The organism is Amycolatopsis thailandensis, from assembly GCF_042723255.1.
Classification (GTDB): Bacteria; Actinomycetota; Actinomycetes; order Mycobacteriales; family Pseudonocardiaceae; genus Amycolatopsis; species Amycolatopsis thailandensis.
Genome location: NZ_JBHXJK010000179.1, coordinates 1 through 13812, shown reverse-complemented (window position 1 = coordinate 13812; position 13812 = coordinate 1). Strand labels below are relative to the sequence as shown.

General features: G+C 68.2%; 13 protein-coding genes. 5 read left to right on the top strand and 8 right to left on the bottom strand.

Annotated elements, in window-relative coordinates; genetic code table 11:
* Window positions 1-128: 128 nt before the first annotated feature.
* The 6 genes from mptB to ACFWMR_RS38975 all read right to left on the bottom strand — a co-directional run bounded on the left by mptB (window position 129) and on the right by ACFWMR_RS38975 (window position 9330).
* Entirely contained in the window at window positions 129-1688 is a 1560-nt protein-coding gene (gene mptB / locus ACFWMR_RS39000; protein ID WP_378382037.1) for a polyprenol phosphomannose-dependent alpha 1,6 mannosyltransferase MptB, read from the bottom strand.
* An 83-nt stretch (window positions 1689-1771) separates the two neighbouring features.
* Window positions 1772-3421 carry a nickel ABC transporter ATP-binding protein NikE gene (gene nikE, locus ACFWMR_RS38995; RefSeq protein ID WP_378382036.1) on the bottom strand — a complete coding sequence of 550 codons (1650 nt, stop codon included), beginning with the start codon at window positions 3419-3421 and terminating at the stop codon, window positions 1772-1774.
* Window positions 3418-4323: an ABC transporter permease gene (locus ACFWMR_RS38990; RefSeq protein WP_378382035.1), complete on the bottom strand. Its 906-nt coding sequence runs from the start codon at window positions 4321-4323 to the stop codon at window positions 3418-3420. Before ACFWMR_RS38990 ends, nikE begins: the two co-directional genes overlap by 4 nt.
* On the bottom strand, window positions 4320-5351 hold the full coding sequence (locus ACFWMR_RS38985) for an ABC transporter permease (protein WP_093934070.1): 1032 nt from the start codon (window positions 5349-5351) through the stop codon (window positions 4320-4322). The genes ACFWMR_RS38990 and ACFWMR_RS38985 overlap by 4 nt, the downstream gene beginning before the upstream one ends.
* Before the next feature lie 9 nt (window positions 5352-5360).
* A complete protein-coding gene (locus ACFWMR_RS38980) occupies window positions 5361-7148 on the bottom strand; it encodes an ABC transporter substrate-binding protein (protein ID WP_378382038.1) in 1788 nt (595 codons plus the stop codon).
* A gap of 391 nt (window positions 7149-7539) precedes the next feature.
* Entirely contained in the window at window positions 7540-9330 is a 1791-nt protein-coding gene (locus ACFWMR_RS38975; RefSeq protein WP_378382034.1) for a hypothetical protein, read from the bottom strand.
* Between the two features lie 112 nt (window positions 9331-9442).
* Here ACFWMR_RS38975 and ACFWMR_RS38970 point away from each other — a divergent pair, with 112 nt between their 5' ends.
* From ACFWMR_RS38970 to ACFWMR_RS38960, 3 genes are read left to right on the top strand one after another with little or no spacing between them, the layout of a single operon-like run.
* On the top strand, window positions 9443-9799 hold the full coding sequence (locus ACFWMR_RS38970) for a hypothetical protein (RefSeq protein ID WP_093934073.1): 357 nt from the start codon (window positions 9443-9445) through the stop codon (window positions 9797-9799).
* Window positions 9796-11019 carry a hypothetical protein gene (locus tag ACFWMR_RS38965; protein WP_378382033.1) on the top strand — a complete coding sequence of 408 codons (1224 nt, stop codon included), beginning with the start codon at window positions 9796-9798 and terminating at the stop codon, window positions 11017-11019. The genes ACFWMR_RS38970 and ACFWMR_RS38965 overlap by 4 nt, the downstream gene beginning before the upstream one ends.
* Complete coding sequence (locus tag ACFWMR_RS38960; protein WP_167406098.1) at window positions 11016-11162, top strand: hypothetical protein; 147 nt, start codon at window positions 11016-11018, stop codon at window positions 11160-11162. The genes ACFWMR_RS38965 and ACFWMR_RS38960 overlap by 4 nt, the downstream gene beginning before the upstream one ends.
* Before the next feature lie 4 nt (window positions 11163-11166).
* Here the strand turns inward: ACFWMR_RS38960 and ACFWMR_RS38955 are convergent, their stop codons facing one another.
* Entirely contained in the window at window positions 11167-11631 is a 465-nt protein-coding gene (locus ACFWMR_RS38955; protein WP_378382032.1) for a hypothetical protein, read from the bottom strand.
* Complete coding sequence (locus tag ACFWMR_RS38950; protein ID WP_378382031.1) at window positions 11621-12187, bottom strand: TetR/AcrR family transcriptional regulator; 567 nt, start codon at window positions 12185-12187, stop codon at window positions 11621-11623. The genes ACFWMR_RS38955 and ACFWMR_RS38950 overlap by 11 nt, the downstream gene beginning before the upstream one ends.
* A 92-nt stretch (window positions 12188-12279) precedes the next feature.
* Between ACFWMR_RS38950 and ACFWMR_RS38945 the strand changes: the two genes are divergently transcribed.
* Together ACFWMR_RS38945 and ACFWMR_RS38940 are read left to right on the top strand one after the other, a co-directional pair.
* Complete coding sequence (locus ACFWMR_RS38945) at window positions 12280-12564, top strand: antibiotic biosynthesis monooxygenase family protein (RefSeq protein WP_378382030.1); 285 nt, start codon at window positions 12280-12282, stop codon at window positions 12562-12564.
* Window positions 12561-13139: a DUF2867 domain-containing protein gene (locus tag ACFWMR_RS38940; protein WP_378382029.1), complete on the top strand. Its 579-nt coding sequence runs from the start codon at window positions 12561-12563 to the stop codon at window positions 13137-13139. Before ACFWMR_RS38945 ends, ACFWMR_RS38940 begins: the two co-directional genes overlap by 4 nt.
* Window positions 13140-13812: the final 673 nt, after the last annotated feature.

Here is a 13812-nt window from a genome sequence, read left to right as displayed (position 1 = left end):
CGGGACACTCAGTGTCCCCAACGCCACATTGGGGACATCCCCCACGCTCTCGGATACCGCCCAGCCAAGTCGGTAAAAGTCTCCTTGAAGGACTTTGATTCCCTCAAGGAGACCTGGACCAGCGGACGTCAGGAGCGAGGAGCCTCGGTGGGCAGGAACCGTTCCACCGGCTTCCCCCGCCAGGCGGCGATGATCCCCAGCGGATCCGGCCGCAGCAGCGAAGCGGCGGCGTACACGCTCGCGGCGACGACGCCGGCCATGAACCACCAGTCGTAGAGCGCCTGCTCCCCCGTCGGGTAGTACACCAGCGTCACGAACACCGACACCGCGACGACGACCGCGAGGTTCCGGCGACGCCATTCGAAGGCGGACAGAACGACGAAACCCCAGGTCAGGTACCACGGCAGCGATGGCGGCGGCACGATCGCGCCGGCCAGCAGGACGATCGCCATCCGGTGGATCGCCGGATATCCCCCGTCACGGGCCAGCCACCACTGCCAGCCGGCGAAGACGAACAGGCCGACCATCGCGATCGCCCGGAACACCGTGACGAACGGCGAGACCTCGACGTCGACCACCAGGTTCACCAGCGAGTAGAAGATCTCGCCGATCCCGGTCGGGAAGTTCATCCAGTTCGCGATCAGCGTCGGCGCCTTGAGACCGCCCAGCCAGCCGAGGTTGACCGAGCCGAGCGAGAGCCAGGTTCCCGCGACGAACACCGGCAGGAAGATCCCCACCGACGCGGCGCCCGCGCGGAGGAAGTTGACCACCTTCCGGTCGCCGGGCAGGTGGTTCGCCCATACCCAGACCAGGAACGGCAGCGCCCAGGCCGCGGTGGGCTTGATCAGCATGCCGATGGTGACCAGGACGATCGCGACGACGTGCTTGCGCTCCAGCGCGGCCAGCACGCCGACGGTGAGGAAGCCCAGCATCAGCAGGTCGTTGTGCGGTCCGCCGACGAGGTGGATCACCGTCATCGGGCTGGCGATGGCGAGCCACAGGGTGATCGGCAGCTTGCCGCCGAGGTGCTTGACCAGCCGCGGCAGCGACCACAGCATCCCGATCAGGCCGATCATCAGCACCAGGCGGGTCGCGACGACGCCGGCGATCATGTCGTTGCCGGTGATCCCGACGATCCACTTCGCGAACAGCAGGAACAGCGGGCCGTACGGCGCGGGCGTGGTCTGCCACAGCGGGTGGACGTTCTGCACCACGTCCGGCAGCACGTCCAGTTCGGCCGGGCCGTTGGCGTACGGGTCGAGCCCGTTCAGCAGCTGCGCGCCCTGAGCGAGGTACGAGAAGACGTCGCGGGTGAACAGCGGCGGCGAGACCAGCAGCGGCGCCATCCAGCACGCGGCGGCGATGACGATCGGGCGGCTACCGATCCGGCCGGCCAGCGCGTAGCGGCCCAGCCGGACCCAGGCCCAGATGATCAGCGCGAAGCCCGTGTAGAGCATCGTGTTGGCGAGCATGCGGCCATGGCCGTAGCGGATCCACGACAACGGTCCGTGCCCCAGGATCGGGTCACGGATGAGGATGCCGCCGGCGCCGAGCGCGGCCAGCATCAGCAGCGTGCTGCCTATCGTCCCCATCGCGATGGTGCGGTACGGGAACCGGGAAGGCACCCGGAGCCGCTCGCCGAGCGAGCCGGACGAGGGCGTCTGCGGGGTGTCTGTCGTGGTCGCCATTTCGAGATTGGAGGTTACACACCGCGCCTGTGCGAGTGCGCGGCAATGGGTGCTTCCCGGGTCGGGGGCGGGGTTCCCTTCGTTCAGCGGTCGATCGTCTCTCGCTGAGCGGTACCACCGGGCAACGCGGCGAGCAGCGACTTCGTGTAGTCGTGCTTCGGGTCCAACAAGACCTCTTCGACGGTGCCGTCCTCCACCAGCTCCCCGCGGTACATCACGGCGACCCTGTCGGCGATGTTCCAGGCCAGACCGAGGTCGTGGGTGATCACGAGCCCGGCGAGACCCAGCTCACGCCGCAGACGCAGCAGCAGCGCCAGGATCTCCCCCCGCACCGACGCGTCGAGCGACGCCACCGGCTCGTCGGCGACGAGGACGCCCGGGTCCAGTGCGAGCGCGCCCGCGATGACCACTCGCTGCCGCTGGCCGCCGGACAGCTCGTGCGGGAGCCGGTCGAGGAACTTCTCCGCGGGCCGCAGTTCGGCCGCTTCGAGGGCCTTGGTGACGATCTCGTGCTCGTTCGCGCCCAGTCCGTGGATGCGGGGGCCTTCCGCGACGGCCTCGTACACCGTGTGGTTCGGGTTCAGCGCGCTGGTCGGATCCTGCAGCACCAACTGCACCTGACGCCGGTACGCCTTGAGCCCGGCGCCGCCGAGCGGGACCGGCTTGCCGTCGTACCGGACGGCGCCCGAATCGGGTTTCTGCAGGCCGAGCAGCGTTCGGGCGAGCGTCGTCTTGCCCGAACCGGACTGCCCGACCAGGGCGACGATCTCGTCCTTGCGCACCTTGAGGCTCACTCCGGCGACGGCGTCGATGCGTTTGCCGGCGCGGTCGCGGAAACTGACGCGCAGGTCCTCGGCCTCCAGCAGCGCGGGCCGCCCGCCGTCGCGTTCCGGTTCCGGCGGCAGCGGTGTGCTCGTGGCGGGCGCGAACCGCGACACCGGGTCGCCGACGGTCGGGAAAGCGGCCGCCAGCGCCTTGCTGTGCTCGTGGCGCGGCGCGCTCATCAGTTCCGCGCTCGGCCGTTCCTCGACGATCTCGCCGTCGTACATCACCGCGATCCGGCGGCAGGTCGCGGCGAGCACCGACAGGTCGTGGCTGATCATGATGAGCCCGATTCCCTGTTCGGCGACCAGCCTGCCCAGCAGGTCGAGCACCTGGGCCTGGACGACGACGTCGAGCGCGGTCGTCGGCTCGTCAGCGATGATCAGCCGCGGCGAGCAGGCCAGTGCCATCGCGATCATGACGCGCTGCTTCTGCCCGCCGGACAGCTCGTGCGGGTACGCCCCGGCGCGACCGGGCGGCAGGTCGACCTGTTCGAGCAGTTCCGCGACCTTGGCCCGCACCTCGCTCTCCGACAGCGCCTTGCCACCGGGTGGGTGCAGGCGGATCGGCTCGGCGATCTGCTCGCCGATCTTGCGGACCGGGTTGAGCGCGTGCATCGCGCCCTGGAAAACGACCGAGGCCTCGGCCCAGCGCACCGCGCGCAGCCTGCCCCATTTCATGGCCGTGACGTCTTCGCCGTCGAGCAGGATCTCGCCAGTGACCTTCGCCGAACGCGGGAGCAGCCGCAGCACGCTCATCGCGACCGTCGACTTCCCCGACCCCGACTCCCCCGCCACGCCGAGCGTGTCACCGGGTTCGAGCACCAGGTCGACGCCCCGGACGGCGGCGACCTCGCCGCCGCCGGTGGCGTAGGTGACGCCGAGGTTCTTCAGTTCCAGCAAGGGGCTCATGAGTGCTGTCCCTTCAGTCGCGGGTTCAGCACGGTTTCCAGCGCACGTCCGACGAGGGTGAAACCGAGCACGATCACGACGATCGCGATACCCGGCGGCAGCAGATTCCACCAGGCGCCCCGGGTGATGGCTCCGTTGTTCAGCGCGCTCTGCAACATCGCGCCCCAGGAGATGGAGTTCGGGTCACCGACGCCCAGGAAGGCGAGCGTGGCGTCCGCGATGACGGCGTTGCCGACCACGAGAGTGGTGTTGGCGAGCACGAGCGGCATGACGCCGGGCAGCACGTGTTTCCCGACGATGTGCAGGTGTCCCCCGCCAAGCGCCTTCGAGCGCTCGATGTACGGCCTGCTCTCGATGGTCAGGGTCTGCGCCCGGACCAGCCGCGCGGTGCTCGGCCACGCCGTGACCCCGATGGCGATGATGACGGTCGCCGTGTTCCGGTCGAGGACGGCCGCCAGGACCACGGCCAGCACCAGCGACGGCAGCACCAGGAAGAAGTCGGTGAACCGCAGCAGCAGGCTGGAGAGCCAGCCGCCGAAATGCGCGGCCGCGATCCCGATGATCGTGCCGATCAGCACCGAGAGGAACGCGGCGGAGAATCCGACGAGCAGGGAGATCCTCGCGCCCCAGTACGTCATCAGGAGGACGGACCGGCCGTCGATGTCGGTGCCGAGCCAGAACTCCCCGCTCGGGGGCTCCAGCGGACCACCGGTGACCTTGGTGACGTCGAGCCCGGACTCGTCGGTCAGGACCGGCGCCAGGATCGCCAGCACGGTGATGACACCGAGGAAGATCAAGCCGGTCAGCCCGGCCTTGTTGGCCGCGAACTCGCGCCAGTGTTTCGCCACCGCCGCCCGGCGACGGCGCCAGGCGATCGTGCTCGGCTTGTCCGTGGCGGTCATGCCGTCCGCACCCTCGGGTCGAGTACGCGGTAGAGCAGTTCCGCGAACAGGTTCATCACCACGACCGCACCGGCCAGAACCACGAATACTCCTTGCAGGAGAGGAAGATCCGGCCCCTGGAGCGACGTGTAGAGCAGCTGGCCGAGGCCGGGCCAGCTGAACACGGCCTCCACCGAGACCGCACCGGACACCACCATGCCGAACTGGATGAAGATGAGCGTGACGGTCGGCAGAAGGGCGTTGGGCACCGCGTGCTTGCGCCGGACCAGGTCGTCCCGCAACCCCTTCGCCCGCGCGGTGGTGAGGTAATCGGAGTTCATCTCCCCGATGAGCGACGACCGCATCACGAGCATGTACTGGGCGTAGAAGACCACGAGCAGGGTCAGACAGGGCAGCACCAGGTGGTGCAGGACGTCGAGGCCTTCGGAGAAGAACCCCGGCTCGACGTCCGGGGAGTGCATGCCGCGGCTGGGGAAGAGCCCGTTCGTGGCGACCAGCAGGATGAGCCCCAGCCAGAACTGCGGCACCGACCACAGCGTGAGCGCGATCCCGGTCTGGACGCGGTCGAAGGAGCTGTTGCGACGCCAAGCGGCGCGGATGCCGAGCCACAGACCGAGCAGGATCGCGAGCACCGTCGCGCTGCCGACGAGCAGGATGGTCGGCCACAGCCGTTCCCCGATCAGGCCGGCGACCGGCTGCCGCAGGATGTAGGACTGGCCCATGTCACCGGTCAGCAGACCGGTGATGTAGTCCCAGAACTGCACCAGCAGGGGCTTGTCCACGCCCATCTGCTCGCGCAGTTCCGCCATCATCTTCGCGTCGGTCGGCCGGTCGCGGACCATGGTCCGGACCGGGTCGCCGGGCAGCATCCGGAACAGGAAGAAGCCGAGGACGACCACCAGGACGAGGCTGGCCACCGCCTCGCCGATCTTGGTGAGGACGAACCGGGCGGTGCCGGTCCCGCCCCGGCGCTCGTCGGGGTCGACGAGCGCCGAGGGCTGATCGAGGGAACTGAGTGCTTCGGTCAACGCTGTCCTTTACTCCCGGTCGTCGGCCGACTTGCCGCGCCGCCCGAGCAGCACGCCGCCGCCGACGAGCACCACGAGCACGACCGCGCCGATGCCGATCCACAGTCCGGTGTTGCTTCCGCCGTCCTCCGAGCTCGCCGCGGCCGCGTCGGCCGGAGTGGCGCCGTAGACGCCCCAGTAGCCGGACTGCTCGAGGATCGCGCCGTCGGGCTGCGGCTGTTTGGTGAACGAGGAGAACTTGTCCGAACGGTAGGCCTCGAGCACGTTGTCGTAGTCCAGGACGACGTCGACGTACTCCCCCGCCAGGATCGCCTGGGCCTGCTTGACGATCTCGGCGCGCTTGGCCGGGTCGAACTCGGTCAGCTGCTTCTTGTACAGGTCTTCGTAGCGCGGGTCGCAGAAGAACGTCGCCGAGCTGCCGCCGTTGCCCTGGGCGTTCGGGCGGCCGGCGCAGGTGTTCAGGCTCAGCGCGTAGTCCGGGTCGGGCGAAGTGCCGTAGCCGGAGATCGCTAGGTCGTAGTTGCCCGCGGTGGTGCGGTCGTCCACCTCGTCGTCGGAGACGAGCTCCTGCTTGACGCCGATGCCGATGTCCTTGAGCCAGCCGCTGACGAACTGGACGGTGCGCTGGTCGAACGGCCGGTTCGCGTGACCGGCGAGGCGGAACTCCAGCTTCGCGCCGCCGGGGGCGACGCGGATGCCGTCCGCTCCCTTGGCGTAGCCCGCCTGGTCGAGGGTGGCGTTCGCGGCCGCGATGTCGAACTTCGTCTTCTCGGCGTCGGACGGGGTCCAGTTGTAGGTCTTGTAGATCGCCGGCACGACACCGGTCCCGGGCTGGCCGTAGCCGTTCATGACCTTGTCCACGATGGACTTGGTGTCGATGGCCTGCGCGATCGCCTTGCGGACGCGGACGTCCTTCAGGATCGGGTTTCCGTCACCGATCGGCTGGTCGACCACGTTCTTGACGCCGAAGTTGATGATGAGCTCGTTGTACCGGCGGCCGGGGGCCTTGTTCGTGGTGATGTTCTTCTCGCCCTTGAGCGCGTCGAACTGCGTCGGCGTGAGCCGGTTGATGACGTCGACCTCGCCCTGCTTCAGCGCGTTCACCGCCGCCTCGGCGTCCTTGAACTGGAGCAGCTGGAGTTCGTCGACCTTGGGCGCGCCGCGCCAGTAGTCCTTGTTCGCCTTGAACTTCACGAACTCGTTCTTCTTGTACTCGGTCAGCAGGTACGGCCCGCTGCCGACTCCGACGACGGCCATCTCGTCGGTCGAGGGGGCGTTGAGGTCCTTGATCGGCTCCCAGATGTGCTTGGGAACGATCGGGACGTCGAGCGAGGTCATGCTCGACTGCGGTGCCTTGGTCTTGATGACGAGCGTCTTGTCGTCCGGCGCCGACACCGACGCGAAGTTGCTGACGTAGCTGCCGTTCGCGGTGCGGGCGTTCTCGTCGTCGAGCATCCGCTGAAAGGTGTACGCGGGATCCTGCGCGGTGACCGGCTTGCCGTCGGACCACTTCATCCCCTGGCGGATGGTGAAGGTCCAGGTGAGCTTGTCGTCCGACGTCGTCCACGACTCGGCCACGCCGCCCGTGGGCTGGGTGTCCTCGGCCGAGGGCAGGGTCAGGAACTCGTAGTTGAACCGGCCGACCTGCGTCGCCGCCGACAGCTGGGCGGTGAAGGGGTTCAGGTGGTCGATCCCGGTCGTGAGCGCCACCCGGAGGACCTTGCCCTGTTGCTGCGCCGCCGCGGCGGGCACGAACGGCACCGTCGCGACCGCCGAAGCGGCGAGGACCGCGACCACGCGAAGACCGCGCCGTCGCTTCGGAAAACGCTCTGTGCGCACGAAGACCACCCCATCGAAATTCGCTGTGTCCCAACCCCCGAGGCGGAAAAGTAACCACATGTCGCGGTAACCGCGCAATGACTCGCCAATACCGATCGTGCACAGCGGATGCCGTCGCGTGGTCAACAGCTACTTTACGCTTCATTGACGTCGCACTGAGTCACCGTTTCGGCGCGCGAACCGGCGACACGTGCGGTGTCCTGGGTATTCAAGGGAAGCCTGCTTGCAAAAGGCTTGCGCGCGATGATGCTCAATCGATACGTGCGACGAAGTGGGAGCAAAGCGTTTCGTCCTCCGGATGCGGTAGTTGCGTGTGCAAGCACCGCATCCAGAGGACGAAACGCGGGCGTCAGCCGACGGAGACCTCACGCCGTCGCGCGGTGGCGGCACCCGCGTACAGCCACGCGAACAACGCCCACATGCCGGCGAAGATCAACCCGACGGTGGCGTACGCGATCGTCCACAGCACGGCGGGCGTCTCCGACTTCCGTTCCCGCTGGAGGAACTCGATCTCGGACATGAACGGCCGCGAACCGGACGACGCTTCGATCGCCGGGGCGTTCGCGGCGGGGTCGGCGGGCGCGTAGATCGGGGCGAGCCCCATCATCCGATTCGGGACGTGCACGCGGATCCCGGTCTTCCACTGGCCGAACACCGGCAGCGGCTCGACAGTGCGGTACACACCGTCGCCGATCTTCTCCAGCGGCGCGGTGAAGAAGTCGCCGCCTTGCCAGGCGAAGCCGTTGAGCCAGACGGAGTCGTCGGCCAGATCGGGCCGCGAGATCGTGACGGTCGCGTCGACCCACCGGGGCGTGCCGCCGCCGTGCGGGTTCGAGATCGGCTGCCCGGCCGCGGCCTCGGTCAGCCGGACGTCCGCGGTGAAGTCCGCTTCCGGATCCTGCGGGACGGCCACCGCCGACATCAGGACGACCGCGCCCAGCGCGCCGACGAGCCCGACCACGTGCCGGGGACCGGCCGCGGGCACCAGCGTCGCCGTCTCCTCCACTCGCTGGTACTGCCAGACGCCGATGAACGCGCCCGCGAGTGCCGCACCGGTCCCGAACAGGACGAACAACGGCAGATGGGCGGTCGGCCACGGGTTCGGCATCAGCCACTGGGTGAACGCCGCCTCGGTGAGCATCCCGGCCGTCCCCACGAGCAGACCGGCGACGGCGGCGAAGGTGTAGCCCTGCCGGTTGCGCATCGCGAGCGCGACAACCTCGATGATCACCGCCTCGGCGATGTACGGCAGCAGCGATGCCACGTGCAGGTCGGCGAACAGCGGGAGGACGGTGAAGGACGCGCGAGTGACCAGGAAGACGGCGACGACGATCAGCGCGCCACCCGGCCCCCAGGACAGTCGTCCATAGGTCAGCGTCCAGGCGCCGATCAGGCCGACGAGCACGACCTGGGACAGCATCGGGAACTGCGGGACGCCGAGGTCGAACTCCATGAGGAACGCCGACGCGCCCATCATCCAGGCACCGGCGAGCACCGGGCCGAGCAGGCGCACGATCGGTCCGGTCGCGCCGACCTGACGCGCCTCGCCGAGCAGCAGCTGGAGACCCAGCACGACACAGACGCCGCCACCGATCATCAGGACGTGGGTCGGTCCCCATTCGGTGACGTCCTGGCCGAACAGCCGGTGCCAGACGTCGTCGAGCGGGAACCCGGCGATGCCGACCAGACCGGTCGCCATCATCTGGATGGAGCCCATCGGCGCCTTCCAGTGCGGGCCGATCTTGAACGTCCGCTTGGGCAGGTCCTTGGTCGCCAGGGTCGCGCTGAGCACGCCGCTGGCGAAGATGCCCATCAGTCCGAAGTAGATCGGGTAGTGCGACGGGTTCGCCAGCGGGCCTTCGTCGCGGCCGAGCTCCATGTGGATCGGGACGTCCCAGTAGACGCCGATCAGCGCCGACATCCCGGACAGGAAGGCGACGAACATCGGCAGTGCCGCCCAACGCGGCAAGCCGCTCAAGTCGCCCATCCAGTCGGCGACGCGGCCGACGACGGTCCGCTTCCCCGCGCGCTCGCGGAGGACGAAGACGGCCAGGGGCAGGAAGACCGCGGTGAACATCAGGCCCGCGATGACGATCTGCCCGAATTGCGCACCGCCGGCAGGCGGGCTCTCCTGAGCCATGAACACCGTTGTTCGCCTTCCTGCTAACCTGAGTAACTGTTACCTTGGGGTAACACGATAGGGGCACGGCCTCGGCCAGGCAAGCCGGGGCGTACGACTTGAAAGGACCTCGATGCGGAGGATCTGCGGGATCACCGTGGCGGCACTGCTGGCCGTGGCCGGCTGCTCGGGAACGAGCGGGTCCGAACCCGCCCCGGGCACCGGCACCAAGACGGTGAAGTTCTCGATCGCCGAGGGCAAGCGCACGGCGGGCCCGGAGGAGGTCGCGGTGCGCACCGGCGAGAACGTCGCACTGGAGGTCACCTCCGATCAGGCGGACGAACTGCACGTCCACGGTTACGACAAGGCCGCTCAGCTGGCACCCGGGGTTCCGGGGACGGTTTCGTTCACCGCGAACATCGACGGGATCTTCGAGGTGGAACTGCACAAGAGCGGCGCGGCGGTGACCAAGCTCCGGGTCGGCGGATGATCCTGGCGCACGGTCTCGGCGGCCGGTCCGATCTGCCGGTCCCGCTGTGGCTCGCGCTCTACGCGGCAGCGGCGGCCGTCGTGGTCTCGTTCTTCGCGCTCACCGCGCTTTGGAAGGAACCCAGACTCCGCGGCGCCGACGCCGGCCGCGCACTCCCCCTCGGCCTCGAACGGTTCATCGACGGCGCGTTCTCACGGGTCGCGTCACGCGTGGTCGGCGTGGCGTTGTTCGCGGGCTTCCTCGTGATGGCGTGGGCCGGCCCCGCCGATTCGGCCGACAATCCCGCTCCGGCGTGGTTCTACGTCTGGTTCTGGGTCGGCCTGGTCCCGCTTTCACTGCTGTTCGGCCCGGTCTGGCGACGACTGAATCCACTGAGGACGGTCGCGTCGCTGATCCCCTTCCGGCACCGCGAGCTTCCGGACCGGCTGGGCTACCTGCCCGCGATCTTCGGCCTCTTGGCGTTTCTTTGGCTGGAACTGGTCTACCCGCACTCGGACTCGCCGAAAGCGATCGCCCTGTTCTGCGCCGTGTATGCCGTTATACACATTGCGCTCGGGGTGGTCTTCGGTCCGCGCTGGTTCGATCGCGGCGACGCTTTCGAGGTCTACGCCCGCCTGATCGCGGCCCTCTCCCCCTTCGGCAGGCGCGGCGACGGGCGTCTGGTCGTCCGGAATCCACTGGACGGCTTGCTCACCATCTCCCCCGCGCCGTGGCTGACCGCACTGGTCCTGGTCGTGCTCGGTTCGACGGCGTTCGACGGCCTGACCCGGCTCCCCTTCTGGACGTCGCTGGACGCCGGCGTCCTCGGCGGCACCGCCGGGCTCGCGGCCTGCGTCGCGCTCACTTACGGCGCCTACGCGGGCGCCATCAGCCTGACCAGGCCGTATCTACGGCGAGGGTTCGACCCGTATCCCGCGTTCGCGCCGTCGCTGATCCCGATCATGGTCGGCTACACCGTCGCGCACTACTTCTCGTTCGCCGTGTTCTCCGGGCAGCAGGGCTTCGGCCGCGCGATCGACTACACGGTCGTCTCGACCGGGGTGATCGCGCTGGTGCAGATCGCCGGAATCGTCGTCGGGCACGTGCTGGCCGTAACCTCGGCACATGATCGTTCCGTCGGCGTGCTGCGCGCGAACTACGTCAAGGTGGGCCAGTACCCCATGCTGGCGCTGATGATCGGCTACACCGCGCTCGGGATCGCGCTGGTCTCCGGCTCATGACCATCGCGGCGCGGGTGATGATGATGCACCAGGGCGGCTGGGACGAAATCCTCATCTTCGTCGGCCCCGTGGTGATCATCGGGCTGCTCGTCTACGTCGCGCGCAAGCAGGTCCCGACGGCGCCCGAAGAGGACGACGACTAGCGCGTCACTCGACCGGGACGTAGTCGCCACCGGCCTGAGCCGCGGCAAGACTGGGGCGAGTGGTCGCGCTGCCCAGGAAGCGACCTTGGACGACGCGAACATAGGAGCCGTCCAGCGGGAAGACAAGCACGAACTTCGCTCCGACGTTCCCGCGCAGGACGACTCCTTTCCTCAGGTTGTCGAGGAATTCGATGATGTCGCGTTCGATCTCCTCCGCGAACTCGCGCTGCTTGTCCTGCGACAGGTCGTACAGATCGGTGTCGATGTCGTAGGTGGCGCGCTTGCCCGTCACGGGGTCCAGCGCCTCGAAGGCCAACCCGAGCCAGCGCCGCGGTTCGACGTCCACGGCGGCCTTCCAGATCGCTCCGCTGAGCTGCCACCTCGGCCCGGCGACCTCGACCGCCCACGCGGCGGTTTCCCGAAGCTCGCGCAGGAAGGCGAGGAGCCGGTGGCCCGCGTCAGCCGTCATGACCGGAGACGCCACCGAGAATCAGGCTCCCGGCCAGTTCGGTGACCTCGTCCCGGCTGCGTCCGCCGTGATCGGCGGCCATGAAGTGCTTGCCGATCAGCAGCGAGAACGCGAGCAGGCAGCGGGCTTCGACCTCGTCTTCGTCGGTGAAGATCTCGCGCATGAGCGAACGCAGATAGTCCATCCGCCGGTTGTCGACCCGCCGGAGCCGTTCGGCCACCTCGGAGTCACGCCGGGCCCAGTCCCGGATCGCGAGGTCGATCGGCAACACGCGGTCGCCCGCGAGCAACCCGGCACGCCGGATCTTCGCCCTGGCGTCCCCGCCCTCCCGCTCGACGGTCTCGAACATCAACTCGGTGCTCATCCGCTCCCAGGTTGCGAGCATTCCGTCGAGCAGCGCGCCCCGGTCGGCGAAATGACCGTAGAAGCCGCCTTTGGTGACACCCAACGCTTTCGCGAGCGCCTCGACACGGACGGCGCCGGGCCCTCCGGCGGCCAGGGCGAGCAGTCCCGCGTCGATCCAGGCGCTCGGCGGGGTCCGGGTTTCTGCGGCCATGCGATCACCGTATCTCCCGTCACTCCGGCACCACGAAGACGATATATACGCTACCGTATAGATGGCGGAGTTCACTGGGAGGAACCAACGACATGACTGTCGGATTCGTGGCAACGCACTACCCGCACGCCGACCATCACGACGAATTCGTCGCACGAGTGCGGCGAGTCGCCGGCGTGCTGAGCTCCACTCCGGGCTGTCTCGGCGCGGAATGCTGGGTCACCGCCGCGGGTGACGCCGTGGTGTCGATCGCGCGCTGGGAATCCGCGGCGGCGCAGGCCGCATCGATGCAGGCCCTTGGCTCCGCGGACGTGGACGTCGCCTTCGACGACCGCGAGGTCCGCCCGCGCGAGATCGTCCAGCTGGTGTCGGCATGAAACTCGCGGACACGGCCCACACCACGCGTTCCTGGCGGATCCACGAAATCGCCGGGGACTTCGACCTCGAGGACGTCTGGGCGCTGGACACGCCCGGCGGACCCGACGATTTCGACAAGCTGGTGAAGCAGTTCTCGTCGGGGAACTTCCCCGACGAGGCACCGCTCCCGGTCCGGGCGTTGTGGGCGCTGCGCTGGAAGCTCGGCGGATTGCTCGGACTGGACGAGCGGAGTTCCGGCCTCGACGCCCGGGTGGGATCGCTTCGCGACCGGCTGCCCGACGACTTGCGTGGCACGCCGACGGGGCCGGACGAGGACTGGCTCCCGTTCACCCCGCTCTACCGGCTCGACGACGAATTCGCCGCCGAGATGGCGAACCGGACCATGCACGGCGTCCTGCACATCGCGTGGGTCGAGGACGGTCAGGGCGGGTATCGCGGCCAGATGGCGGTGCTGGTCAAACCCAACGGTGTGTTCGGCCGGGCGTACATGGGATTCATCAAGCCGTTCCGGTACACGATCATCTATCCGGCACTCATGCGGATGATCGCGCGGGAGTGGAAGACCCGCGGCTGACGCTTGCCCCACTTGGGTACATGAAGGCCCCCTTCCTTGCGTCCAGCGCCAGGGTCTCGGCAAAGTCGCCTCTCCGCTGGTCAGGGAGGTTGTGAAAGCCACTTTCGCAACGCTGAAGGTTGCGAAAGTGGCTTTCGCGACACTGCGAACTGAGTCCCCTGAAACGCTTTGGCCGCCGAACCGGAGCGATCCCCGACACCACTCACGTGCAGGTCGGTCCAGGTGGTCGTGAGTGGCGTTTCGGGTTAGAGCGGACCGGTGTTTACCTACCCACGCCTGAACTGGGCGTGAGTGGTGGTTCCGCGGTTGCCGGGCGCGACGATGTAGGAATTGGGACGTTGAACGTCCCAATTCCTACATCGTCGCCAAGGACGCCGGGCGCATTGGTGGCAGACGAGGTGACGGGGGAAGATTCCGGACGCTCAACGGCCGAAATCTTCCCCCGTCGACCGCACCGGCCCCCAGCACCGGCTTCACCCACCGTCGAGACGAAGCAGGGCCCGAGTGTGGAGGAACGTCACTTACCACTCACGACCCCACGCAAAGTGCCCGAAACGGGCGTGGAGCTGGGAAGAATGTCCGTTGTGAACAAACGGGGTCGCGGTCTGCTCTGAAATCCAACGGTGAAGGCCCAAGTACATGAAGGCCCCCTTCCTTGCGCCAGGCGCAAGGA

Coding starts and splice junctions, on each gene's coding strand:
- mptB (WP_378382037.1), bottom strand. CDS start 1,688: ATGGCGACCACGACAGACACCCCGCAGACGCCCTCGTCCGGCTCGCTC.
- nikE (WP_378382036.1), bottom strand. CDS start 3,421: ATGAGCCCCTTGCTGGAACTGAAGAACCTCGGCGTCACCTACGCCACC.
- ACFWMR_RS38990 (WP_378382035.1), bottom strand. CDS start 4,323: ATGACCGCCACGGACAAGCCGAGCACGATCGCCTGGCGCCGTCGCCGG.
- ACFWMR_RS38975 (WP_378382034.1), bottom strand. CDS start 9,330: ATGGCTCAGGAGAGCCCGCCTGCCGGCGGTGCGCAATTCGGGCAGATC.
- ACFWMR_RS38970 (WP_093934073.1), top strand. CDS start 9,443: ATGCGGAGGATCTGCGGGATCACCGTGGCGGCACTGCTGGCCGTGGCC.
- ACFWMR_RS38965 (WP_378382033.1), top strand. CDS start 9,796: ATGATCCTGGCGCACGGTCTCGGCGGCCGGTCCGATCTGCCGGTCCCG.
- ACFWMR_RS38960 (WP_167406098.1), top strand. CDS start 11,016: ATGACCATCGCGGCGCGGGTGATGATGATGCACCAGGGCGGCTGGGAC.
- ACFWMR_RS38955 (WP_378382032.1), bottom strand. CDS start 11,631: ATGACGGCTGACGCGGGCCACCGGCTCCTCGCCTTCCTGCGCGAGCTT.
- ACFWMR_RS38950 (WP_378382031.1), bottom strand. CDS start 12,187: ATGGCCGCAGAAACCCGGACCCCGCCGAGCGCCTGGATCGACGCGGGA.
- ACFWMR_RS38945 (WP_378382030.1), top strand. CDS start 12,280: ATGACTGTCGGATTCGTGGCAACGCACTACCCGCACGCCGACCATCAC.
- ACFWMR_RS38940 (WP_378382029.1), top strand. CDS start 12,561: ATGAAACTCGCGGACACGGCCCACACCACGCGTTCCTGGCGGATCCAC.